The sequence below is a fragment of the Alcanivorax quisquiliarum genome (genome assembly GCF_023051175.1).
Classification (GTDB): Bacteria; Pseudomonadota; Gammaproteobacteria; order Pseudomonadales; family Alcanivoracaceae; genus Isoalcanivorax; species Isoalcanivorax quisquiliarum.
Genome location: NZ_JALKII010000003.1, coordinates 110,207 through 133,937, shown reverse-complemented (window position 1 = coordinate 133,937; position 23,731 = coordinate 110,207). Strand labels below are relative to the sequence as shown.

Genomic DNA, 23,731 nt, shown 5'->3' with positions numbered 1-23,731 from the left:
GTGATGCGTGCGCTACCGGGCAGGTAGCTGCCCGGTAGCGGCCTGGCGCAGAGCGCTTTTACTCGGTGTCGAACTTGAGAATGGGCTTCACGGTGGTGCCGTTGGCAGAATCCTCGAACGCCTCGTTGATCTGCTCGAAACGGTAGAATTTCACCAGTTTGTCAAACGGAAACAACCCGGCTTTGAAATAATCCACCAGCTGCGGAATGAACACTCTCGGCACCGAATCGCCTTCGATGACGCCGATCATGCTTTTGCCCTCGGCCATGAGATCGTTGTGCACATCAATCTTCATTTCCGGCGTGACCCCGACAATGGCGGCCTGGCCCAGCGGGCGCAGCGCGTGCAGGCACTGGCGCACCACCGGCGGCACGCCAGTCGTCTCCACGGCGTAGTGGGCGCCGCCGCCAGTCACAGCCCTGATCTCTTCCACCACATCGACCTGCGCGCCATTGAGCGTGTGCGTGGCACCCAGCTCGCGGGCAAGCGCCAGGCGGCTGTCGTGGACATCAATGGCAAAGATGTGCCGGCAGCCGGCAATACGGGCCGCCATGATGGCACTCAGGCCGACCGCGCCGCAGCCGTAGATGGCAATGGCGCTGCCGAACTCCGGCTTGAGGCGATTGAGCACGGTGCCGGCGCCGGTCTGAATGCCGCAGCCCAGCGGGCCGAGCAGAGCAAGATCCACATCTTTGTCCACCTTGACCACGTTGCGCTCGTGCGCCACGACGTGGGTGCCAAATGATGATTGACCAAAGAAAGTGCCCAACTCGGTCTGGTTCTGATGCAGGCGGCATGTGCCATCTTCCATACGGCCACCGAAATTGAGCTCGTTGAAGCGTGCGCAGACGGTGGGATGCCCGGTCAGGCAGTTCTCACACTGGCCGCAGTGAGCAAAAGACATCACCACATGATCGCCCACTGCCAGACGGGTAACGTTGTCGCCGATCTGCTCGACCACGCCCGACCCTTCGTGACCGAGCACAATGGGGTAGGGCGAAACGCCGAGATCCCGCGCTACCGCGTCGGTGTGGCAGACGCCGGTGGCGACAATCCGAACCCGGATTTCGTTGGGTCCGGGTGCCGAGAGCGTGACGTGTTCGATAGCAAAGGGTTTGCCTTGTGCGTGGGTGACAGCGGCCTTGATTTCCATGTCAATCACTCCAGTCTGCGGTACAGGTATTGTTGTCTGACGTCCAGTGAGCCATAAGGTTCTGCCTGCGTCCATGCTGGTGCAGGATGCGACCGCTGCCGGCCCCCAATGCTTGCAGGCAAACGCGGCACAGCAGGCCTGCGGGCTGCTCCTCGCCACAGGCGGGCGTTGCGCCGGGGCGCAGTGGACGCCAAGTGGGGTGGCGACTAGAATGACCGGAATCTGAAGTGGGTTTGCTGTGGAAGGCTTGTTCTCGCACGCTTCTCTCCTGCCTGTTTGCTTGTCTGCTTGCCTGATTCGACTGAATCCCGGTACGCCATGGCTCACCAGTGTGAACGGCTGGGGAGCTTGTGGTTAGGTGTGGCGCTAGCGTGCCGTGCTGCCTGGCCGCGACAGAGCAGGCTTCAGGCAGGCGGCTCCGGCACGGCGGCTCCGGGATCTCGGGGGCGCTCGACGCCAGTGCCCCCGCTAATGTTGCTCATTTGCTGTGATGACGGGCGCAACCTCGCCTGGTGTTGCTGGCCTGCTCGCTGCCGTTATGCTCCCCGTTGACGGCTGATGTGGATTATCAGGCCGGTATATTGTAGGAATCAGAGGGTTAGACTCGTGCACATCCTCATGATCGACAACTACGACAGCTTCACCTACAACATCGTGCAATATTTGCAGGAGCTCGGTGCGACGGTGGCTGTGTATCGCAATGATGCGATCACGCTGGAAGAGATCGAAGCGCTGGCGCCGCAACGGCTGATGGTATCGCCGGGGCCGTGTACGCCGAACGAGGCGGGCATCTCGCTGGCGGCGATCCGGCACTTTGCCGGCCGCGTGCCGATTCTGGGTGTTTGCCTGGGGCATCAGTGCATAGGCCAGGCGTTTGGTGGCCGGGTGGTGCGAGCGGCGGAAGTGATGCACGGCAAGACATCGCAGATTCATCATGGCGGTGCGGGCATCTTCCGCAACTTGCCATCGCCTTATACGGCCACCCGCTATCATTCGCTGGTGCTTGAACAGCAAAGCTTGCCCGCGTGTCTGGAGGTGACGGCGTGGACTCAGCGTGCGGACGGGGGGCTGGATGAAATCATGGGTATCCGTCACCGCACGTTGGATATCGAGGGGGTGCAATATCACCCGGAATCCATTCTCACGGAGCATGGCCATGCTCTGCTGAAAAATTTTCTGGAGCGTTGAGCCATGGATATTCGTGACGCCCTTGCGCGCGTGGTCGAGCATATCGATCTCAGCCGCGAGGAGATGAAAGAAGTGATGCGGCAGATCATGACGGGTGCCGCCAGCGATGCGCAGATCGGTGCTTTTCTGGTGGCGCTGCGCATGAAGAGCGAATCGCTTGATGAAATTACTGGCGCAGTGGAAGTGATGCGTGAGCTGGTCACGCCAGTGGATGTAAAAGGGCTGAATTACCTGGTGGATATCGTCGGCACAGGCGGCGATGGCGCCAACCTGTTCAACGTGTCGTCCGGGGCGGCCTTTGTCGCGGCCGCAGCCGGCTGCCATGTGGCCAAACATGGCGGCCGCTCGGTCAGCTCCCGAAGCGGCTCGGCGGATCTGCTGGAGGCGGCTGGTGTGCGGCTGGATCTGACGCCGGAAGAAATTGCACGTTGTATCCGCGAGGCGGGCGTGGGGTTCATGTTTGCGCCAGCGCACCACAGCGCAATGAAGCACGCCATCGGGCCACGCCGCGAGCTGGGCATGCGCACGCTGTTCAATATCCTCGGGCCGATGACCAACCCCGCTGGCGTGACGCGTCAGGTGGTCGGGGTATTTGCCGAGAAGCTGTGTCGCCCTATGGCGGAAGTGCTGGGCCGGCTCGGTGCCGAGCATGTGATGGTGGTGCACGGCCTGGATGGTCTGGATGAGTTGAGCCTGGCGGGCCGTTCGAAGGTGGTGGAGCTGCGTAACGGCGAGCTGACGGAATATATGGTGACGCCAGAAGATGTGGGGCTTGAATCTGCGTCGCTGGTGGGCCTTGATGTTACCGATTCACGGCAGTCTCTGGCGCTGATTCGCGATGCCTTCGGCAAACGCGCGACTGCCGCAGGCGAAAAGGCAGCGGACATGATTGCTCTCAATGCGGGTGCCGCGATTTATGTGTCCGGCGTCACCGCGACGCTGAAAGATGGTGTGCGTATGGCCGAAGATATGATTCACAACGGTGAGGCGGGCGAGCGCATGAATGAAGTGGCGCGGTTCACTGATCTGCTGAGGAGCGGGTGATGAGTGTTCTACGGACTGATACAGTGCTTGATCGTATCCTGCGGCGCAAACAGGAAGAGGTCGAGGCGCTGAAGCAGCAGCGCCCGTTGGCGCAAGTGCGTGATGAAGCGCTGGCGATGAATCAGCAATCGCCAGCACGCGGTTTTGAGCAGGCGTTGCAAGGCAAGCTGGCGCAAGGGCAGCCGGCAGTGATTGCCGAGATCAAGAAAGCGTCCCCCTCCAAAGGGGTGATCCGCGAGGATTTTGAGCCGGCGGCGATTGCGGCGAGTTACGAGCGCGGTGGTGCGGCGTGTTTGTCCGTGCTGACAGACCGGGATTTTTTCCAGGGCCAGGATGATTACCTTCAGGCGGCTCGTGCGGCCTGCACCTTGCCGGTGCTGCGCAAGGATTTCACGCTCGACCCTTATCAGGTGTGGGAGGCCCGGGCCATCGGCGCCGATTGCGTGCTGCTGATCGTTGCCGCGCTGTCGGACGACCTGTTGGCGACGCTGTATCAGGCCGCCGTCGAGGCCGGGCTGGACGCGCTGATCGAGGTGCATACCGAGCAAGAGCTTGAGCGGGCGTTGCGCCTGCCGGCGCCGCTGATCGGCATCAACAATCGCGACTTGCACAGCTTTGATGTGTCGCTGGATGTCACACTGGCGTTACGTGATCGCATTCCGGCCGATCGTTTGCTGATTACCGAAAGCGGCATTCTTGCACCGGCGGATGTCATGCGCATGCGTGAGCACGGTGTGCACAGCTTTCTTATCGGCGAGGCGTTCATGCGCGCCGATGAGCCGGGTGAAGAGCTGGCTCGTCTGTTTCGCTGATCCCTCCGTTTTTGCACGGCGCTCACTGCCTGGTTTCAGTAGAATTTGAGCAGAGTCTGAATAGAGTCTGCATAAAGTCTGAGCAGATGAGCGCCCCGCCTTTGTTCTGCGCAGGGTGTTGCCCCGGTACCCTGCCAGTTCGCTTGAGCTTCCCCTCCCAACGCTGAAAAACATTGTCAAAAGGCGTCGCAGCCGGGGGACACTCGTGCTCGCGACGGTCCAACATCAGTGCAAGCAGGAGCGGCCGGGTGGCCGCTGTTGCCGGTCAGGGTCAGGCCGGCAGTCCCGGTGTGGGCCTGTGAAACGAACAGGAGGTTTTCATGAAACGTACCTTATTGCCCCTGGCGGGCGCGCTCACCCTCGGCATGATCACTTTGCAGCCAGTGCACGCCGATTACTCTGTGGAGCAACTGCACGGCCTGCTGGACCGTAGCGCCGAGTACGGTTTCACTTATTTCAAGGACATCGATATTGATGACGATGGTCAGGCGGAAGTGGAGGGCTGGTTGCAGGGGGATTCCCGTGCTGAGGTAAAGTTCTCCAGCCAGGGCGCCATTGTGGAAGAAAAGTCCAAACGGGATCGTGAGCGCAAACACAGCATGAACGACAGCGACATTCGCGCCGCCGTGCAGGCCGCGGCGGGTGAAGGGCTGGTGCGGATCGAAGATATTGACGTCAACCGCAAGGAAATCATCGAGATCGACGGCAAGACGGCGGAAGGCAAGGACATCGAAGTGCATGTCCGTCAGGGCAGTTCCGAAGTAGTGAAAGTCGATCGCGACGACTGATATTTTGTTCGTCTGGAGAAAGCAGAAAGCGCCGGGTTCGGCGCTTTCTGCTTTGAGCGTTCAGGGTGAGTCGCGTGCTTATCGAGCTTATTGCGCCTGCTGGGCTTTGGCGAAGGCACTGGCTTCGATCGCTTCCAGCTCGATGCGTACCTCCAGCTCGTCACTGACAGCCGGTGCGAATGCACCCATGCCGAAATCGGAACGCTTCAGCGTGGTTTCTGCTTCCAGGCCGACCGCCCGTGCGTTATCCCACATCGGGTGCTGGCCCACTTTGTTTACGGAGGTTTCCAGCACGACTTCCTTGCTGATGCCATTCACCGTCAGCACACCGACCAGATCGAACTCTTCATCATCACGATCCACATTGCGGATGCCGGTGCTGCGGAAGGTAATGGTCGGGTGCTCCTCTGCCTTGAAGAAATCCGGCTGAGTCAGCAGATGCTCATCCAGCAACGGCACATGGGTGTGGATGCTGGCGACCGGGATGCTGACGTCGACACGGGATTTTTCCGGGTGTTGCTCGTTGACATAAATAGTCCCGGTCACACTGTCGAAGTTCGCCCCCATGGTGGAAAAACCGAAGTGGTCCCAGCTGAAACGCACCTGCGTGTGGGCAGGGTCGAGCGTATATTCGGTGATGGTATCTGCCGCCTGCGCCACGGGAGCGGCGAGCAGGGTCAGGGCAAGTGCGGGCAGGATGAGACGCATGAAATCCTCCTTGGATAATCGTTTGAGTTGCCAGTCAGCTTAAACAGACCGGGCGCCAGCCACCACCGCCCGGGGTTGAACGCTTTGTTCTGATTTTTAGATCGGTGGTGAAGCAGCGGCCCTGGGCAGGGCGGAGCGGGTGGTATGATGGCTGGGCGCCGGCTCGCGATCGGCCTCACACTTGCATCCGATTACGATCAACCGCAGGAGCAGCACAGCGATGGTGGAAACAGGCTGGACGCGCAGAGTCAGATTGCAGCAATTGCGTGCCGTGCTGGCGGTGGCACGCAACCAGAGCCTGGTCAAGGCGGCAGAAGAACTGGGCCTGAGCCAGCCCGCGGTAACCAAGATATTGCACGAAGTGGAAGCGGACCTGGGCGTGCAACTGTTTGTGCGCACCAGCCGTGGCACCCACCCGACCCGCTATGGCGAGCTGCTGGCGGAACATGCTGCGGGGGTGTTTGCGCAGCTGACGCAAGTGGAGCGGGAGATACACAATGCCCGTGCGGGGCTGGCCGGCGAAGTGCGGCTTGGCACCTTGATTGCGGCCAGCGCCAGCCTGGTGCCGCAGGCGGTGGCGCAGCTTCAGCGCACCGTGCCCGGTATCCGGGTGATGCTGGTGGAAGGCACTTATGCACGGCTGGTGCCGGCGCTGCGCCGGGGCGAGCTGGATATGATCGCCGGGCGCTTGCCCGCCTATCAATATCGCGAGGGCTTGCTGCTGGAATCCTTTTATCAGGAGCGCGTCTGTTTTGCGGTGCGCCCGGCCCACCCGGCGCTGGCGCTGCGCTGCCCGACCCTTGAGCAGCTTGGTGATTGGCCGTGGATCATGCCGCCACCGCAGACCACCTTGCGGCAGATGCTGGAGGCCGCGTTTCACGACCAGAACCTGCCGTTACCACAGTCGCCGTGTGAATCCCTGTCGGTGGTTGGTAACCGCCGCCTGCTGCTGGAGACTGAATACATCGCCGCCTTCCCGGCACGGGTGGTCGAGCCGGATCTGCGCGCCGGGCTGCTGGCCGAGCTGACGCTGGCGGAGCCACTGGCGTTTGGCCCCGTGGGCGTGGCGCTACGGCGCGACAGCCCGTTGTCACAACCAGCAGAGGCGATGCTGGCCGCCTTGCGGCAGGCCGGCAGCAGCGAGGCGCAGGCCGGGCGGGGGTGAGTCGGGAAATAACCAAGAGTTATGGTTGCGCTATATATATTCATTACCAGGAATGGCTGCATCGCTCTAGAGTAGTTTGAAAGCAGCACCGGCACGGGCCGAGCTGCTGCAACCCTATGGTCGCCTGCCAAGGCCTTGACCAGAAAAGGAGAGCGACGTTGACCAGCGAAATAGACCGTACCGTCCGCCTTGCCGCCCGGGCCCTGGGCCGGCACGGCCTGGTTCATGCCTACGGCCATTGCAGCCAGCGAGTGGATGCCGAGCACTTTCTGGTTTGCACGGCCAAGCCGATGATCACCATCGCGCCGGGCGAGGCGGGCACTCTGGTGCCGATCAACGGCCCGCTGCCTGATGGCGTGCTTGGTGAAGTGCGCATCCACCGCGAAATCTACCGCCGCCGCCCGGATGTAGGCGGGATAGTGCGCAGTATGCCGCCGCGTGCCATGTCGCTTTCTGCGTTGGGGCGCACGCCGCGTGTATTGCATGGTATGGGCAGTTATTTTTCGCCGGGCGCGCCGCTGTGGGATGATCCACAGCTGATTCGCGACGACACTTCTGCCGAACAGCTGGCAGAGATGTTCGGCGATGGCGCGGCGCTGGTGATGCGCGGCAATGGTGTGGTGACAGCGTCCGATTCGGTGCAATCTGCTGTGGTGCTGGCCTGGTATCTGGAGGATGCGGCCCGCGTCGAGCTGGACTGCCTTGCCAGTGGCGTGCCGGCCAAGCCCCTCAGCCACGACGAGGCGACACGCCGCGCCACCCGCGCCGGGCTGATCTTCGAGCGCATGTGGGATTATCTGACGTTCGGCGATCCCGAACGTTGATATCGGCCGGGCCGCCCCGCGTGGGAGGAACCACACGCGGGGCGGCCCGGTCACGGGGCAGTAGCTGCCTGGCGTCCTGAGCGCCTGGCAGCTACTGTGGCCCGTTTCGCCAGCTTGTCAGTTTCCCTGCTTCCCAATTCCCCAATTCTCTATTTGGGCACCTCCCTCTCATGGGCTTCTTGGCTGCTCGGCTTGTGACGCCACATCGCCATGCTGCTTCACCGACGCGATTGAGCGCCAATTGCTCCCGATGTGTGCCCACGGCTGTCGGCGGCTCGATCATGCGCCGGACGTTGGTGCCGGCAACCACTGTTATCACTTGCTCTGGCCCGGCTTGCAAAACGCGCCGACAATAGCGTTTCACTCACGGTGCCGAGGTGCTCGGCATCCGGATCGAGCTGCCTGTGAGAGGTTGCGCCGAGGGGAAGAAATGCCATGCAGCGTCAGTTGCCGGTGATTACCGGCTTTCATCAGGATGACGAAGGTGATTGGGTGGTGTCGCTCAGCTGTGGCCACACGCAACATGTGCGCCACCGGCCACCGTTCATGCAGCGCCCCTGGGTGGTGACGGCGACCGGCCGCGCCGAGCGGCTGGGGCAGGCATTCGATTGTGGCTGGTGCCGCCGGGAACGTGCCAAATGACAGCGGGGCCAATAACAGCGCGCCAAGTGACAGGCGCAGCTAACAGCCGACAAATGTAACCGCACAAGTAGAGCTAGATAGCCAGCGAAGCACGCCACATCCGCTTCAGCTCATCGATCACTTGCTGGCGCTCAACGCCGGCCGGCGGTGCAAGCAATGCGCCGTGAATCTGCGCATCCAGCCCTTGCACCAGCAGCAGGGCGCGTACCATCGGCGTGTCACCGCCGCAGCCGAGCCGTTGCAGATGCGGGGCCACGGCGCTGGCCAGTAGCAGTTCAAGGCGCCGCAGATATTGTTGCGTCTCTGGGCTTCGTGGCGCCTGATCAAATAGCAGCTGATGGGTTGCCGGGTCGTTTTCATGCAGGGCCACGGCTGCATCGATCAGCTGCGACAGTGTTTCGTCCAGGCCGGGTTGCTCGCGTTCCAGGCTGGCAAAAACAGCACTGATCTGCGTGGCGGCATCAAAAATGTGCCGTTCGGCCAGTGCCAGCAGCAGCGCGTCCTTGTCGGGGAAATATTGGTACAGCGAACCGATCGAAACGCCGGCCAGCTCGGCGACGCGATTGGTGGTGGTGCCGGCATAACCCAGGCGTTGGAAAAGCTGAGTAGCGGCGTCGAGGATGGCGGCCCAGGTGGCCTGTGAGCGTTGCTGGCGGGGGCGTTTGCGCGGTGTCGACATGACAGATGAATGCGAGTTGTGGGTGGGGGCACAAAACCTGAGTATTACTCGCAATCTATTCGCTGACAACCGGAGTTGCACTGATGCCTTCCCACAAGGATTACCTTGCCTGCCTGCCCCCCGCCTGGCGTGAGCGCGCCACGGCCGAGCCGGAGAGCGATTGGTGGCCCTGGCGTGACATGGCGTTGCACATTGCTCGCGTACGCAACCCCGAGGCGCCGGCACGCTTGATGATCCTGCATGGTGCGGGCGGGCACGCTGGCGCGCTCTGGCCGGCGGCGGCGCTGGCGGCGGATATCGGTTTTGAGGTGCTGGCGCCGGATATGCCGGGCTATGGCCGTACCCGCGTGCCCAGGCCGTCGGCGGTGCGTTACTCCGATTGGGTCGATTGCGTCAGTGATTTGCTGCGCGCCGAGCAAGCGCGCGATCCGCGCCCGCTGGTGCTGGTGGGTGCCAGCATGGGAGGGATGCTGGCCTACGCAGCCACGGCACGGGTTGGCGGGGTGGCTTGTCTGTTGGCGACCTGCTTGCTCGATCCGAGAGACGAGCAGGTGTGGTCGGCGCTGTCACCGCTGGTGGGGCGCTGGAGCCTCGGGTTGATGAACAGGGCAGCGCCGCTGATCGATTCCTGGCGCTTGCCGATTCGCTGGCTGACGCCGATGAACAAGATTGCCAACGAGCGCACGCTGGCCCGGTTGTGCCGCACCGATCCGCGTGGCGGTGGCGGCCGTATCGCACTGGGCTTTCTGCGGACTTTTCTCGGCTCGGTGCCGCCGGTGGAGCCGGAGCAGTTCGATGCGGCGCCAGTGATGCTGGTGCACCCGGCGGCGGATCGCTGGACGGCGCCGGAACTCAGCCTGCGCTTCCTGCGGCGGATTCGCGGCGAGACGCGGCATGTGCCGCTGGACAATGCGGGTCATTTCCCCATAGAGGAGCCGGGCATCAGCCAGCTGGCAACCGTGATGCAGGAAATCCACGATACGCTGGCCGCACGTAGCTGAGCATGGCGGGCAGACGGCCAAACGCACAGGACCGGCGAGAGCCGGCCCTGTGCGGTGGGGTGGCGGGCGGAGGGGGCTGACGTGGGGGTGCCAGGCGGCTCAGCGAGTGCCGTAGACCACCATGGTCTTGCCCTTCACCGATACCAGCCCCTGATCTTCGAGATTTTTCAGCACGCGGCCCACCATCTCGCGGGAGCAGCCGACGATGCGCCCGATCTCCTGCCGGGTGACCTTGATCTGCATGCCGTCCGGGTGCGTCATCGCATCCGGCTGCTTGCACAGATCAAGCAGGGTGCCGGCTACGCGGCCGGTCACGTCCAGGAAGGCGAGATCGCCGACCTTGCGCGTGGTGGCTCGCAGGCGGCCCGCGATCTGTGCCGAGACGGTGAACAGGATCTCGGCATCTTCACGCGCCAGCTGACGAAATTTGGCGTAACTGATTTCCGCCACTTCGCATTCCGTCTTTGCCTTGACCCACGCTGAGCGGCTCGGGTCTTGCTCGAACAGGCCCATCTCGCCGAAGAAATCGCCTTCGTTGAGGTATGCCATGATCATCTCGCGGCCGTCATCGTCTTCGATCATGACGGTAACCGAGCCTTTGAGAACATAATACAAGGCATCCGACTCGTCGCCTGCGTAAATGATAGTGCTCTTGGCCGGGTATTTGCGTCGGTGGCAGTGGGCCAGGAAATTGTCCAGGTTGGGGATGATCTTGTTGCTGGAGTCCATCATGGCCTGTTATTCGCCTGGTAAGTAGGTAAAAAAGGTGACAAAACGGTCTGATATTGCCCTTTTTTGGCGCTCCTGCCAAGGCGCGCCTTCACAAGCTGCGGAATGGTCGCCATCGTCGGCAGGCCGAGTGGTCAGGAACTCGGGGTATGGTGGCAGGCTGGCGTTGTGGTAACCTGCGCCCGCGCTGAAGGAGTCTGTTTATGCAAGCTACGATTCGTTGGCAGGGGAACGTCTGTTTCGAGGCGAAGTCCGGTACGGGGCACACGGTGCTGATGGACGGCCCGGCGGAACACGGCGGCGAGAACCGCGGTGCGCGGCCGATGGAGATGCTGCTGATGGGCGTGGGCGGCTGCGCTTCTTTTGATGTCGTCCACATCCTGCGCAAAGCCCGGCAGGATGTGACCGCCTGCCGCTGTGAACTGACGGCCGAGCGGGCCGAAAATGAAGTGCCTGCGGTATTTACCCGTATTCACCTGCATTTTGTGGTGGCGGGCACGAACCTGAAACCGAACCAGGTCAAGCGGGCGGTGGAGCTGTCGGCAGAAAAGTATTGCTCGGCGTCGATCATGCTTGGGCGTGCGGGTGTCGAAATGACCCACAGCCACGAGATCGAAGAACGATGACGAGCAAGCGGCCGGCAGCGTTGGGCGGATTGCGGCATGTAGCGCTGTTCGTCAACGATCTGCCCGCCTGTGAGCACTTCTATGTCGATCTGCTCGGCATGGCGGTGGAATGGCGCCCGGATGCGGATAACGTCTATCTGTGTTCGGGCTGTGACAATCTGGCGTTGCATCGCTGGCAGGGCGAATCGTTCGCCCGGCCGCAGCGACTGGATCACATTGGCTTCATCATCGACCGCATGGACGAGGTGGACCAGTGGTTCACGTTCCTGAAAGACCAGGGCGTGACCATGAAATCGGAGCCGCGCACGCACCGGGACGGGGCACGCAGCTTCTATTGTCTGGACCCGGAAGCGGTGGTGGTGCAGTTCATCTGGCACCCCCCCATTTCCGGTGGCCGTTTTATCCGCAACGACTGACTGTGCAAGGCGCAGAGGAAAGGTAGCCAGAGGTGAGAGACCTGAACCAGAAGATCAAGTTGCACGGCTTCAATAACCTGACGAAGTCGCTCAGCTTCAATATCTTTGATATCAGCTATGCCAAGACGGAGCAGCATCGCAAGGAGTACATCGAATATATCGATGAACTCTACAATGCGGAGCGGTTGACGGAGATTCTCACCAACGTCACGCGGATCATTGGCGCCAACGTGCTGAACGTGGCGCGCCAGGATTACGATCCGCAGGGCGCGAGCGTCACTATGCTGATTGCCGAACATGATGCGCCGCCGACCGACCCGGATTTCGATGAGGAAGGCCCGGGCCCGCTGCCGGATTCGATTGTCGCGCATCTGGACAAGAGCCACGTGACCGTGCACACCTATCCGGAATCACACCCGGATAATGGTATTTCCACGTTCCGCGTGGATGTCGATGTGTCTACCTGTGGTGTGATCTCGCCCCTGCGGGCGCTGAACTACCTGATCCACAGCTTCGACTCGGATATCGTCACCATCGATTACCGGGTGCGCGGCATGACGCGCGACGTGGACGGCACCAAACACTACATCGATCACGACATCAATTCGATCCAGAACTTCCTCACGGAAGAGACGCAGAACGAGTATCAGATGATCGACGTTAACGTCTATCAGGAGAACATCTTCCACACCAAGATGCTGCTGAAAGATTTCGACATCGACAATTATCTGTTCGGCGCCGGCGTGGATGAATTCAACGCCGAAGAGCTGGAAGATATCGAAATGCGCTTGCGCAAGGAAATGCTCGAGATTTTCTACAGCCGTAACGTGGAATAACCGCCGTATCGACGCAGGCCGGGCTGCGCAACCTGAAGGCTGCGCCACCCGTTGCCAGCGTTTGCCACGCTGTTACCCACGGGCCATCACAGGATGGCCCGTGTCTTCCAATCGCTATCCCCTTTTGCATTGATCCGTTAAGCCATCGCGTGCCTGGCGGGCGGGGCGGCACGTTTGTGTGCGGGGAAACGCTTTCCCGCTGAAGGTATTTTTTCAGGCTGGCGGTCAGGCCGGTAACTTGCCATTTGCCGGAAAAGACCGGGTGTCGTTGTGGCGGCTGCGGCAGGCCAGGGGTGGGCTGCGGTGGGTCAGATGCGATAGGTGCTGAAAGTCATGACCTTGCTGACCAACGCCATCAGCCGACGAATGGGGGTTGGCAGCGCGGCGCCCCCGGCCTGCTCGGCGGTGACAGCGTGCTTCAGCTCGTCTTCGCGCATCTGTTCGAGAATGGCGCGGGTGCGCTCGTCTTCCAATGGCACTTGCATGAGGTGCGCATCCAGATGGCGCACCACCTGCCGCTCGGTTTCCGAAACAAAGCCCAGACTCCAGCGATCACCGGCCATCCCGGCCAGCGCGCCGATGCTGAAGGAGAGGGCATAGAACGCCGGATTGAGTACGCTCGGCTCACTACCCAGTTCGCGGATGCGTTCTTCGCACCAGGCCAGATGATCTTCTTCCTCGCGGGCGGCTTCTTCCATGGCGCGGCGCACATGAGGTAACGCAGCGGTGCTGGCCTGGCCTTGATAGAGTGCTTGCGCGCACACTTCACCGGTGTGGTTGATGCGCATCAGGCCGGCGATATGTCGCGCCTGGTGGGCGTCGGCAGGCGTACTATCGCTGCGTGCCGCGTCGGCCGGATTGGCGCGCTCACCCCGGGTGGCGCCGGGGGTGAGGGTGCGCAAGGCGTTGTCGGCGCGGGCCAGCAGCTGGTCCAGCGGACTCAGGCGGCGACTGTGTCGGGTCGTTGTCATGGGGCGCATTCTAGCATGTTGTGTCGCCCCCTGTGGTAGGCTCGCCGATACCGGCGGTGGTGGCTGTTGACGGGGATGGATGACCAATAATAATGGCGATTAACAACAACAGTCGGTGCGCTGCCAAAGCGGTTGGCGATACTGTCGCAAGTATGCAGAAGAAGGGGGGTGCCGTGCCGGAGCAATTGTCGATGGCGGGCCGCACTGTGTTGCCGGCAGCGCGGGGCGGGGGGCTGGCACCATGAAGGATCTGACTGATCTGCGGCTGGTGATGGAGTCGCGTTATCCGATTGTCGTGCTGGAAACCTGGGAGGAGCGCCGGGCGCTGGATCTGGTGCGCCGCATCGGTATGCAACAAGGCCGGCCGGTATTCAGCTGGACAATTGTCGAGGGTTTGCGGCGGCTGGAAATCGAGAACGCGCCCAGCCAGCGCCATGCCAGCGAACCGGAAGCGGTGCTGGGTCAGATTCGAGGTAACGCGGAAGCTGGTATTTATGCGCTCTGTGATTTTCACCCTTATGTGGAAAATGCGCCGCGTATCGTCCGGTTGCTGAAAGATATCGCACTGCGCCATGACACGGTGCCGCACACGTTATTGCTGATCAGCCACGCCTTCAAATTGCCGCCCGAGCTGTCGCGGGCGAGCACGCGCTTTAGCCTGTCGCTGCCGGATACGGAGCAATTGATGCGTATCGTGCAGGAAGAGGCGCGCAATTTTACCCGCGAAAGCGGCCAGCGTGTGCGCGCCGGGCGCGAGGCGCTGGACAAGTTGGTGCGCAATCTGCGTGGCCTGAGTGTGGACGATGCGCGCAAGCTTGCCCGAGGCGCCATCATTCAGGATGGCGCGATCACCGATGATGATCTACCGGAAGTGAACAGGGCGAAGTTTCGCCTGCTGGATATGGATGGTGTGCTCAGTTTCGAATACGACACGGCAAACTTTGCGCAGGTGGGCGGCCTGTCGAATCTGAAAGCCTGGCTGGAGCGACGGCGGCAGGCATTTCTTGATCCCGGGGCGGCAGATGTGCCGCGGGGTATTTTGCTGGTAGGCGTGCAGGGTGGCGGCAAAAGCCTCGCTGCAAAAGCGGTGGCGGGCCTGTGGCATCTGCCGCTGCTGCGGCTGGATATGGGTGCGGTGTACAACAAGTATTTTGGCGAAACAGAACGCAATCTGCGCGAGGCGTTGCAGATGGCAGAAACCATGGCGCCTTGTGTACTGTGGATCGACGAGATCGAAAAGGGGCTGGCCGCCGGTGATAACGACGGCGGCACCTCGCGGCGGGTGCTGGGTACTTTGCTGACCTGGATGGCCGAGCGCAAGGCGCCGGTGTTTCTGGTGGCGACGGCCAACAATATCGAGCGGCTGCCACCGGAGCTGGTGCGCAAGGGGCGCATCGACGAGCTGTTTTTTGTCGATTTGCCGGAGGCGGCCATCCGCGCCGAGATATTGCGCATTCATCTGAGCCGGCGTGGTGAACAGAGCAGCCGTTTTGATCTGGCTCGTCTGGCGGCGCGCTGTGAAGGTTTTACTGGCGCGGAAATCGAGCAGGCGGTGGTGGCGGCGCTTTACAGCGCCCGTGCGCAGGAGCAACGTCTCAGTGATGCTCATCTGGAGCAGGAGATCACCAGCACGGTGCCGTTATCGGTGACGATGGCGGAGCAGATCGGTGCCCTGCGCGCATGGTGCCACGGCCGTGCGGTGCCGGCAGGTTGAGCAGTACGGGTGGCGGCACTGAGCCGGAGCGGCGGAGAAAACATGCTTATTGACCCGGGGATAGCTGGCGAGCCGCAATCAGTATCGGCGGCTTATATCGGCTCGGTGCTGCCGCCATTGCTGGCGCATTACCGGTTGGATCAGGCCGATGTGCTGGCGCGTGCCGGCATTGATGCCGCACAGTTGGCGCGAGCGGATGCGTTGTTGCCGCTGGTGGATGTGCTGCGGCTTTTTCTGGTGATTCTGGAACAGACAGGCGATGACGGTCTGGGGTTCGAGACGGGGCGGCTGGTGCAGGCGCGCTCTTATCAGGTGCTGGGCTACGCGCTGCTGGCGAGTGCCGATCTGGGCCAGGCGATCCAGCGTCTGCTACGTTTCGAGAAACTGGCAGGCAACCTGGGCACGGCGAAGTTGACGCCGGGCGATCCGGTCCGTCTGAGTTGGCAATGCCCGGTGACCGGCACCCCGGCACGTTTTGTGACGGAAGCGGCGATTACTGGCTGGGTCAGTTTTGCGCGTCAGCTGGTGGGCGACGCGACAACCGAGATCGCGCCGTTAGCCGCTTTCTTTCGCCACGCGGCGCCGGCGGATCGGCAGCGTTACGAGCGCTGGTTCGGTTGCCCGGTGCATTTTCAGGCTGCGTTTGATGGCGTGGAGCTGGCGCCGGCGATGCTGTCGTTGCCATTGCGCGGCGCTGATCCGGGCCTGGCGCAGCTGATGGAGCGCGAGGCAGCAGCGTTGCTGGCGGATTACGATGCCGGCACCAATCTGGTCAACGCCGTACGCAGCCAGCTCTACCAGATGCTCTCCGACGGCGAGCCGGGCATCGAGGCGGTGGCGGCACGAATGGGGCTGGCGGTGCGCACGCTGCAAAGCCGCTTGCAGCGCCATGGCGTGAGCTTTCAGGCGCTGCTGGACGGTTTGCGGCGTTCCCTGGCCGAGCTGTACTTGCGTGACCCGGCATTGAGCCTGAGCGATATTGCATTGCTTCTGGGGTTCGCCGAGCAGAGTTCCTTCAACCGGGCGTTTCGCCGTTGGCGGGGGCAGAGCCCGACGGCGTTTCGGCGCCAGCAGTAAACTGCACAATCGCCTGGCGCAGCACATCGAGCTCCACCGGCTTGGGCACATGGGCGTTCATGCCGGCGGCAAGGCTGCGCTCGCGGTGTTCGCGCAGGATGTGTGCGGTCAGCGCAATGATGGGCACTGGCTTGCGATCATGCAGCCGCTCCCAGTCACGGATGCGGCGCGTGGCTTCGAAGCCGTCCATTTCCGGCATCTCGCAATCCATCAGCACCAGATCATAACGGCCTTCACGCACTGCGTTCACGGCATCGCGGCCGTTGGTCACGATTTCGGCATCCAGCCCCAGCTTGGCCAGCATGCCGCGAATGACTTTCTGGCTGAGCTGATGGTCTTCGGCGACCAGAATGCGTAGCCCCGGATCGGGCGACTGATCGCGCAGGTGCGGTGCCGGCGGGCGAGCGGCGGCACCGAGTTCTTCTGCCAGCGCTTGCCGCAGGCGGGGGCCGGAAACAGGTTTGCCCAGCACGCGGTGAATTCCGACATTGCGAGCGACGGTGGCGGTGGGGGCGCTGTTGACGCCAGTGAGCATGACGAGGATCGGCGTGGGGGTGATGAGTGGATCTTCCTGCACGCGGGCGGCGAGCTGCATGCCGGTCATGCCGGGCATGCGATGATCCAGCAGCACCACGTCATAGGGATCGTTGAGGTTGGCCTGGGTGCGGATGCTGGCCAGCGCCTCCCGAGGATCGTGGGAGGCGGTGACGCGCATGCCCCAGGCGAGCGCTTGCTGGCGGATCACGCGGGTAACGGTGCTGGAATCATCGACCACCAGCAGCGCGCGCCCTTGCAAGGTGACATCGCTGATTTCGGGCAGGCCGGGTTCGAGCACGGCCGGTAGCGGCAGCACGCACCAGCTGGCCGGGCCGGCGCGGCCCTGGCGAACGCCACAGCGGCCAGCCATGGCCTCCACCAGCTGCCGGGCGATGGACAGGCCGAGGCGGGTGCTGTCGCTGTGATCGTCTGCCACGTTGTCGAATTGTGTCAGTGCGCTGAAGGCATCGCCGGCCTGTTGTAACGCGCTGCCCTCGAATTCGAACCGCAAATGATCGGCACGGCCGGACGCATCGCGGGCCACGTCGATGACCAGCTCGCCGGGCTGGGCATGGCGGATGCAGGCGCCGAGCAGATGCGTGAGCACTTGCTTGAGGCGGTTCGGATCGCCTTCCACCTGCTGAGGTACATTGGTGTGCAGATGCGGGATCAGCTCGACCTGTTTTTCCTCGGCTTTTTCACGGAACAGCTCGACCGCTTCCATCACCAGCTCGTTGAGATCGAAACGGATCTGCTCCAGTTCGGTGTGGCCCTGTTCCAGGCGGGAGTATTCCAGGACGTCGTTGAGAATCTTGAGCAGGCTTTCGCCCGCGTTCTGGATGCCGCGCACGCATTCTTTCTGATTCGGTGTCAGCGGGGTGTCACGCAGGATTTCGGCCATGCCGAGCACGCCGCTCATCGGCGTGCGTATCTCGTGGCTGAGGCGTGCCAGGGTCTCGCTGCGCGTGTGCCAGGTGGCTGCGTTGAGTGCCTCTTCGTGCTCTTCGCGCAATGTGCGGCGCAGATCATCACGGCCTTTGCGTGACAGGCCAACGGCAAACATCAGCGCCTCAAGCGTGGCGCACGATAGCGCCAGCAGTGGCCCATCGAAGGTGATCGGCACTACGCCGAAGCCGGCCAGCACGATCAGCAGCACGGCCAGCAATAGCGGCGCACGTGCGATCAGGTACAAGCCGGCGCCCTCACCATGGCGCAGCCAGCAAGTGAAGCCCACCCACAGCAGCAGCAGGGCGCTGAGCACGGCCAGCGCCAGCACCAGCTGCACCGCGATGATAACGGGCACAATCCAGCTAAGCAGGGCGCCGATGGCGCAACCGGCCATGGTGGCGCGCAACCAGGGCTCGGCGCCTGGCAGGAGTGCGGCAATATTCAGGAAGCGCCGGGTAAAGGCGGTGCTCAACAGGATCGCGAGGAGCGCGGCGAAGGCTTCGAGCCGGGGTTGCAGGCCCGGCGCGGCAAGATACTGATACCCGATGAAGCCGCTGGCCGTCAGCACGGCCAGCAATAGCGCGCACAGGAACAGGGAATAGTAGAAATGCACGTCATTGCGATACAGCAGGCTCTGCACAAAGTTGTACAGTACCAGGCCGAGCACGATACCACTGAGCAGCAGGAACAGCCCGCTGCTGGCGAGCGCGTTCTGCAACTGATGGCCGACACTGGTCAGGTGCAGGGTGTAATTGAGATGGCGGCGCGGGACAACGCTGAAGTAATAGGTTTGTGTGCTGCCGGGTGCCAGCGTCAGCTGGTAGGCCGGAGCGCGCTGGCGCAGATCGCCCCAGGGTGGCGCCAGATCGGTGCCGCCGTGGCTGGCGTGATACAGCCCCCGGTCATCGGGCCGGTAGAAACTCAGCCGCGCATACAGGCCGGGTGTCAATGTCAGGAGCAGGTTCTGCGGGCTGGCCGTGTTGTTGTGCAGCGCCAGCCTGATCCACCAGCGCTGATCGCTGAAGCCGAGAAACTCGGATGAGCGCAGCGCCGGGACAAATTGCCGGTCGTAGGCGCCGCTGAGAATGTCGTTGAACTCGATGTCTCCGTGCTCGTCGCGCAGGTGCTCGGAGTACACGGTGATGCGCGCATGATCCAGCTCGGCGTTGATGACGAAAGGCGGCGGCGATGCACTCGCAAGTGAACATGCCAGCAGGGCCAGCGCGCCAAACAACAGGCGCAAAGCCCGATCATGACGCGGCTGCTGCGTCCTTTTCTTCAGCGCGTGCCAGTACGAATGCGTCGAACCCGGCTTCCGAGAGCAGATAAGCTCCCAGCTCGCTGCGGCGGCCTCCGTCACAGCTGACCACATAAATAAAATCCTTTTCCAGACTGCGTAGTTCACGGCGCAACTCCGGCAACGGGATATTGCGAGCGCCCGGTGTACGATCATGCCTGAACTCCATCGGCAAGCGTACATCAATCAGTATACAGGCGCGGTCGCCTTCTTCGTTGAGCGCGTCGAGTTGCTCGGCGCTGACGCGGCGCACCACGGATTGTTGCAAGAGCGCACGAAAATCATCTTTGCCCAGTCGCATCAGCAGGCCGTCGCTGGTCATGGTCACGGTGGCGTTGCGGGGCGCATCGGAGATCAGGGCGTCTTCGCCGAAGAAATTACCGGCAGTCAGGGCAGCGAGCGTTTCTTCGCGGCCGCTATGCTGCCGTGTCACCATCGCTTTGCCTTGTTTGATGACGAAAAAGGTATCGCCGCTGTCGCCTTCGCGCACAATCACATCGCCCAGATTGCAGGGGTGTTCCTCGAACTTCACGAACAGCGACTGGATGCGTGCCGGCGGCACCTGTGCGAACAGCTCCGAGCCGAGCAGCGCGTCCATCCAGTCACGCTGGTCGGCATCGTCGCCTTCTTCGAGCATGGATTCTGCGGCTTGTGTCCAGGTCATCAGCAGATCGAGATGGTTACGATCCAGCGCATAAAAGATGCTGGGCGCGGTGGTGATTGCGTTGACGGTGTGCGTGGGGTAGTTATCCAGTGCCAGATAATTTTCGTCATCATCGGCTGGCAGCGGCCGCACCTGAAAGCTGGCGTCGGTCATGTCCACTGCGCCTTCGATCAGGAACAGGGCGCGGGCCGCAGGCTCGCCACGCTTGAACACCAGCCGGCCCGGCGGCAGCCGCAACAACTGGATGCGCGCACGAATTTCTGCCAGATGCGAATCACTCAGGCCATCGAAAGGGATGAAATGCTTCAGCCGTTCCAGATCAATGTGCGGGGCGTCGTTACTCATGCGGAATCATGGCTCCAGTTGTCGGCTCTACGACGGAAGCATTATGGCAGAGCAGGGCGGGTGTTCACAGGCCGGCCCGGGTGGGGCAGTGAGCGGCGCGCCCATGGTGAGAGCCAGTTGGCACACGCGGCGCGGGGAGCGGGGTGGCGAGGTCGGTGTGAGGGATAGTGGGGTTATTGCTCTGCCCGGCCTGAGCACATGCGCTGGCGGGGCAGAGCACAGAGCAGCGGGTGTTACTGTTCGCGGGCCACGGCGCGGTATCCGATGTCGGTGCGGTACTGGCACTCGTCCCACTGAATGCCACGCACACCTTCATAGGCACGCTGCTGGGCTGCGGATACGGTGTCACCCAGTGCCGTGACGCAAAGCACGCGGCCCCCGCTGGTGATGACCTCGTCGCCACGCAAGGCGGTGCCCGCGTGGAAGACTTTCAGATCGTCGGCATCAGTGCCATCCAGACCCTGAATGATATCACCCTTGCGATAATCATCCGGGTAGCCGCCCGCGGCCATGACCACACCCAGCGCCGGGCGCGGATCCCATTGCACCTCGGCTTCGTTCAGGCGGCCGTCCAGTGCCGCCAGGCACAATTCGGCCAGATCGCTGTTCAGGCGCATCAGGATCGGCTGGGTTTCGGGGTCGCCGAAGCGGCAGTTATATTCGATCACGCGGGGTGCGCCGCCGCTATCGATCATCAGGCCGGCATAGAGGAAGCCGACATAGGGGTGCCCTTCGGCCGCCATGCCATGCACGGTAGGCAGGATCACTTCGTCCATGACGCGCTGGTAGATGGTGTCGGTGACGACCGGTGCGGGCGAATAGGCGCCCATGCCGCCGGTGTTCGGTCCGGTATCGCCATCGCCGATGCGCTTGTGATCCTGGCTGGTGGCCATGGCCAGCACGTGACGGCCATCCACCATGACGATGAAGCTGGCTTCCTCGCCATCAAGAAAGTCTTCGATCACGACACGATGCCCGGCTTCGCCGAAACGGTTGCCGGCCAGCATGTCATTGATAGCGGCTTCGGCTTCTTCCAGGGTCATGGCGACAATGACACCCTTGCCAGCGGCCAGGCCATCGGCCTTGATGACGATCGGCGCACCACGCTGGCGCACATAGGCCAGCGCGGCGTCCAGTTCGGTGAAGTTGCGGTAGGCGGCGGTGGGAATATCGTGCCGGGCCAGAAAATCCTTGGTGAAGGCTTTCGAGCCTTCCAGCTGTGCCGCGGCGGCAGTCGGGCCGAAGCATTTCAGGCCCGCGGCCTGAAAGTGATCGACTACGCCTTCCACCAGCGGCGCTTCCGGGCCGACCAGCGTCAGCGCTACATCGTTGTCGCGGGCAAAGTTTGCCAGCGCAACTTTATCCAGCACGCCGATATCGACATTTTCCACTTTTGCTTCACGGGCAGTGCCGGCGTTGCCGGGCGCCACAAAGACCTTTTCCACATTGGCGGACTGGGCCACTTTCCAGGCGAGCGCGTGTTCGCGACCGCCATTGCCGATGATGAGAACCTTCATGAGGGTTAGCCTCTTTCGCTCTTCCGGGGGCGCGGCGGGCGATGGTGCCGGCCGTTGCCTTGCTTGTCTGCCCGGCGCCTGGCGCCGGTTGATTCGTTAATGACGGAAATGACGCATGCCGGTAAACACCATCGCCATGCCGGCCTCATCGGCGGCGGCGATGACCTCGTCGTCGCGGATCGAGCCGCCCGGCTGGATCACGCACTGGATGCCGGCGCTGGCGGCGTTGTCGATACCATCACGAAACGGGAAGAAGGCATCGGAGGCCATCACTGCCCCCTGCACGGCGAGCCCGGCGTGCTCCGCCTTGATGCCGGCAATGCGGGCGGAATTGACGCGGCTCATCTGGCCTGCGCCGACGCCCACGGTGCGCCCGTCGCGTGCATAAATGATCGCGTTCGATTTGACGAACTTGGCGACTTTCCAGGCGAACAGCAGATCGCGGATTTCGGCTTCGGTGGGTTGCCGCCTGGTGACCACGGTCAGCTCGCTGGCGCTGATCATGCCCAGATCGCGATCCTGCACCAGCAGGCCGCCGTTGACGCGCTTGTAATCCAGTGCGGCGTCGGGCGCTGCCCAGCTTCCACACACCAGCAGGCGTACGTTCTTCTTCTCGGCGATCACCGCCTGGGCAGCATCGTCGGCTTCGGGAGCGATGATTACTTCGACGAACTGGCGGTCGACGATGGCTCGCGCCGTCGCTGCATCCAGCGGGCGGTTGAAGGCGATGATACCGCCGAAAGCAGATTCCTGATCGGTAGCAAAAGCCAGCTCGTAGGCGGCGAGAATATCACCGGCCACGGCCACGCCGCAGGGGTTGGCGTGCTTGACGATCACACAAGCGGGCTCGTCAAACTGCTTGACGCACTCCAGTGCTGCATCGGTATCGGCAATGTTGTTGTAGGAAAGCTCCTTGCCCTGCAACTGTCGTGCGGTGGCAATGGACGCTTCGGCCGGCGCACGTTCGGTATAGAAGGCCGAGCGCTGGTGCGGGTTCTCCCCGTAGCGCATATCCTGGGCCTTGACGAAATTCAGATTCAGCGTGCGCGGGAATGCCTCGTTGCCGTTGCCCACCTGGCGGCCGAAATGATTGGCGATGGCGCTGTCGTAGGCGGCAGTGTGCTCGAACGCGCGAATGGCCAGATCAAAGCGGAAGCCATCCGAAAGGGCGCCGCCATGTTCGGCCAGCTCCGCCAGCACCTGGGCGTAATCGGCCGGATCGGTGACGATGCCCACATGGGCGTTGTTCTTGGCGGCGGCGCGCACCATGGTCGGGCCGCCGATGTCGATATTCTCGATGGCATCTTCCAGCGAACAGCCCGGTTTTGCCACGGTTTGCTCGAACGGATACAGGTTGACGATCACCAGATCAATGCGCTTGATGCCATTAGCGGCCATCACCGCATCGTCCTGGCCGCGACGTGCCAGAATGCCGCCGTGAATCAGCGGATGCAGCGTCTTCACGCGGCCGTCCATCATCTCCGGGAAGCCGGTGTGTTCCGATACTTCGGTGACCGGGATACCGGCCTCGGACAGCGCCTTGAAAGTGCCGCCGGTGGACAGCAGTTCGATGCCTCGCTCGCTCAGGGCACGGGCGAATTCAATGATGCCGGTCTTGTCGGAGACGCTGATCAGGGCGCGTTGGACGGGGCTGCTCATGGTCGTGGTTTACCTTGGTTGGTCAAAGGCTGGCGTGTTCACCAAACGAAAAAGGGCAGCCTCGACTGCCCTTGCGGGGTGGGCTGGTATCAAAGCAGCCCGTATTGCTTGAGTTTCTTTCTCAGGGTGCCGCGGTTGAGGCCAAGCATCTCGGCGGCTTTGGTCTGGTTGCCCCGGGTGTACTCCAGTACTTTTTCCAGCAGGGGGATTTCCATTTCTGCCAGTACCATCGGGTACAGGTCGTTGACGAATTCCCCTTCCAGGTTGTTGAAGTACTCGATCAGAGAGCGGCGCACACAGTTACGCAGCGTGTCCTGGCTGTCTGCCTGGGCCAGGGTCAGGTGGGGGGTGCGGTTTTCGGCGGTGTTCATGCTAATCAGTGTCCGTGCGG

At 62.4% G+C, this 23,731-nt stretch carries 23 protein-coding genes; 13 read left to right on the top strand and 10 right to left on the bottom strand.

What is annotated here, in order from left to right; translation table 11 throughout:
* Positions 1 to 58: 58 nt before the first annotated feature.
* Positions 59 to 1,153, bottom strand: a complete 1,095-nt coding sequence (locus MU846_RS06520; RefSeq protein WP_246950651.1) for an NAD(P)-dependent alcohol dehydrogenase — start codon at positions 1,151 to 1,153, stop codon at positions 59 to 61.
* 558 nt (positions 1,154 to 1,711) lie between these two features.
* Here MU846_RS06520 and MU846_RS06515 point away from each other — a divergent pair.
* From MU846_RS06515 to MU846_RS06500, 4 genes are all read left to right on the top strand, one after another.
* Positions 1,712 to 2,341 carry an anthranilate synthase component II gene (locus MU846_RS06515; RefSeq protein WP_442780655.1) on the top strand — a complete coding sequence of 210 codons (630 nt, stop codon included), beginning with the start codon at positions 1,712 to 1,714 and terminating at the stop codon, positions 2,339 to 2,341.
* A gap of 3 nt (positions 2,342 to 2,344) precedes the next feature.
* Positions 2,345 to 3,385, top strand: coding sequence for an anthranilate phosphoribosyltransferase (gene trpD / locus MU846_RS06510; protein ID WP_246950648.1), 1,041 nt, complete (start codon positions 2,345 to 2,347; stop codon positions 3,383 to 3,385).
* Entirely contained in the window at positions 3,385 to 4,197 is an 813-nt protein-coding gene (gene trpC, locus MU846_RS06505; RefSeq protein ID WP_246950635.1) for an indole-3-glycerol phosphate synthase TrpC, read from the top strand. Before trpD ends, trpC begins: the two co-directional genes overlap by 1 nt.
* A 320-nt stretch (positions 4,198 to 4,517) precedes the next feature.
* Positions 4,518 to 4,985 (top strand): hypothetical protein, encoded by a 468-nt coding sequence (locus MU846_RS06500; RefSeq protein WP_246950633.1) that lies wholly within the window; start codon positions 4,518 to 4,520, stop codon positions 4,983 to 4,985.
* Positions 4,986 to 5,072: 87 nt separating this feature from the next.
* On the opposite strand, the gene MU846_RS06495 is transcribed toward MU846_RS06500, so the two are convergent.
* Positions 5,073 to 5,693: a YceI family protein gene (locus MU846_RS06495; protein WP_246950630.1), complete on the bottom strand. Its 621-nt coding sequence runs from the start codon at positions 5,691 to 5,693 to the stop codon at positions 5,073 to 5,075.
* 220 nt (positions 5,694 to 5,913) lie between these two features.
* Here MU846_RS06495 and MU846_RS06490 point away from each other — a divergent pair, with 220 nt between their 5' ends.
* The 3 genes from MU846_RS06490 to MU846_RS06480 all read left to right on the top strand — a co-directional run bounded on the left by MU846_RS06490 (position 5,914) and on the right by MU846_RS06480 (position 8,324).
* On the top strand, positions 5,914 to 6,858 hold the full coding sequence (locus MU846_RS06490) for a LysR substrate-binding domain-containing protein (RefSeq protein ID WP_246950628.1): 945 nt from the start codon (positions 5,914 to 5,916) through the stop codon (positions 6,856 to 6,858).
* A gap of 158 nt (positions 6,859 to 7,016) precedes the next feature.
* Positions 7,017 to 7,682, top strand: coding sequence for a class II aldolase/adducin family protein (locus tag MU846_RS06485; protein WP_246950612.1), 666 nt, complete (start codon positions 7,017 to 7,019; stop codon positions 7,680 to 7,682).
* Positions 7,683 to 8,117: 435 nt separating this feature from the next.
* Complete coding sequence (locus tag MU846_RS06480; RefSeq protein ID WP_246950609.1) at positions 8,118 to 8,324, top strand: DUF3565 domain-containing protein; 207 nt, start codon at positions 8,118 to 8,120, stop codon at positions 8,322 to 8,324.
* A gap of 73 nt (positions 8,325 to 8,397) precedes the next feature.
* On the opposite strand, the gene MU846_RS06475 is transcribed toward MU846_RS06480, so the two are convergent.
* Positions 8,398 to 9,003: a TetR/AcrR family transcriptional regulator gene (locus tag MU846_RS06475; RefSeq protein ID WP_246950606.1), complete on the bottom strand. Its 606-nt coding sequence runs from the start codon at positions 9,001 to 9,003 to the stop codon at positions 8,398 to 8,400.
* 83 nt (positions 9,004 to 9,086) lie between these two features.
* Between MU846_RS06475 and MU846_RS06470 the strand changes: the two genes are divergently transcribed.
* Complete coding sequence (locus MU846_RS06470) at positions 9,087 to 10,004, top strand: alpha/beta hydrolase (protein ID WP_246950604.1); 918 nt, start codon at positions 9,087 to 9,089, stop codon at positions 10,002 to 10,004.
* A 99-nt stretch (positions 10,005 to 10,103) separates the two neighbouring features.
* Here the strand turns inward: MU846_RS06470 and crp are convergent, their stop codons facing one another.
* The gene (crp, locus tag MU846_RS06465) at positions 10,104 to 10,733 is read right to left on the bottom strand and encodes a cAMP-activated global transcriptional regulator CRP (protein WP_371738724.1); all 630 of its coding nucleotides are present in this window, start codon (positions 10,731 to 10,733) and stop codon (positions 10,104 to 10,106) included.
* 203 nt (positions 10,734 to 10,936) lie between these two features.
* On the opposite strand from crp, the gene MU846_RS06460 reads away from it, so the two are divergent.
* The 3 genes from MU846_RS06460 to speD are packed head-to-tail and all read left to right on the top strand — an operon-like array spanning position 10,937 to position 12,611.
* Positions 10,937 to 11,359 carry an OsmC family protein gene (locus tag MU846_RS06460; protein WP_246950586.1) on the top strand — a complete coding sequence of 141 codons (423 nt, stop codon included), beginning with the start codon at positions 10,937 to 10,939 and terminating at the stop codon, positions 11,357 to 11,359.
* Positions 11,356 to 11,775 (top strand): VOC family protein, encoded by a 420-nt coding sequence (locus MU846_RS06455; protein WP_246950583.1) that lies wholly within the window; start codon positions 11,356 to 11,358, stop codon positions 11,773 to 11,775. The genes MU846_RS06460 and MU846_RS06455 overlap by 4 nt, the downstream gene beginning before the upstream one ends.
* Before the next feature lie 41 nt (positions 11,776 to 11,816).
* Positions 11,817 to 12,611, top strand: coding sequence for an adenosylmethionine decarboxylase (speD, locus tag MU846_RS06450; RefSeq protein ID WP_246951168.1), 795 nt, complete (start codon positions 11,817 to 11,819; stop codon positions 12,609 to 12,611).
* Positions 12,612 to 12,919: 308 nt separating this feature from the next.
* Here speD and coq7 read toward each other — a convergent pair whose 3' ends face one another.
* A complete protein-coding gene (coq7, locus tag MU846_RS06445) occupies positions 12,920 to 13,582 on the bottom strand; it encodes a 2-polyprenyl-3-methyl-6-methoxy-1,4-benzoquinone monooxygenase (protein ID WP_246950580.1) in 663 nt (220 codons plus the stop codon).
* A gap of 241 nt (positions 13,583 to 13,823) precedes the next feature.
* Between coq7 and MU846_RS06440 the strand changes: the two genes are divergently transcribed.
* Positions 13,824 to 15,296: a Ycf46 family AAA ATPase gene (locus tag MU846_RS06440; RefSeq protein ID WP_246950563.1), complete on the top strand. Its 1,473-nt coding sequence runs from the start codon at positions 13,824 to 13,826 to the stop codon at positions 15,294 to 15,296.
* 42 nt (positions 15,297 to 15,338) lie between these two features.
* Positions 15,339 to 16,373 carry an AraC family transcriptional regulator gene (locus MU846_RS06435; RefSeq protein ID WP_246950560.1) on the top strand — a complete coding sequence of 345 codons (1,035 nt, stop codon included), beginning with the start codon at positions 15,339 to 15,341 and terminating at the stop codon, positions 16,371 to 16,373.
* Here the strand turns inward: MU846_RS06435 and MU846_RS06430 are convergent.
* The 5 genes from MU846_RS06430 to fis all read right to left on the bottom strand — a co-directional run bounded on the left by MU846_RS06430 (position 16,312) and on the right by fis (position 23,711).
* Entirely contained in the window at positions 16,312 to 19,101 is a 2,790-nt protein-coding gene (locus tag MU846_RS06430) for a hybrid sensor histidine kinase/response regulator (protein WP_246950557.1), read from the bottom strand. The two genes, MU846_RS06435 and MU846_RS06430, sit on opposite strands and share 62 nt — an antisense overlap.
* A gap of 7 nt (positions 19,102 to 19,108) precedes the next feature.
* Complete coding sequence (locus MU846_RS06425) at positions 19,109 to 20,164, bottom strand: cyclic nucleotide-binding domain-containing protein (RefSeq protein WP_246950554.1); 1,056 nt, start codon at positions 20,162 to 20,164, stop codon at positions 19,109 to 19,111.
* A 233-nt stretch (positions 20,165 to 20,397) separates the two neighbouring features.
* On the bottom strand, positions 20,398 to 21,681 hold the full coding sequence (gene purD, locus MU846_RS06420; protein WP_246950551.1) for a phosphoribosylamine--glycine ligase: 1,284 nt from the start codon (positions 21,679 to 21,681) through the stop codon (positions 20,398 to 20,400).
* Positions 21,682 to 21,777: 96 nt separating this feature from the next.
* Positions 21,778 to 23,340, bottom strand: coding sequence for a bifunctional phosphoribosylaminoimidazolecarboxamide formyltransferase/IMP cyclohydrolase (purH, locus tag MU846_RS06415; protein WP_246950548.1), 1,563 nt, complete (start codon positions 23,338 to 23,340; stop codon positions 21,778 to 21,780).
* Between the two features lie 89 nt (positions 23,341 to 23,429).
* Positions 23,430 to 23,711 (bottom strand): DNA-binding transcriptional regulator Fis, encoded by a 282-nt coding sequence (fis, locus tag MU846_RS06410; RefSeq protein WP_246951166.1) that lies wholly within the window; start codon positions 23,709 to 23,711, stop codon positions 23,430 to 23,432.
* Positions 23,712 to 23,731: the final 20 nt, after the last annotated feature.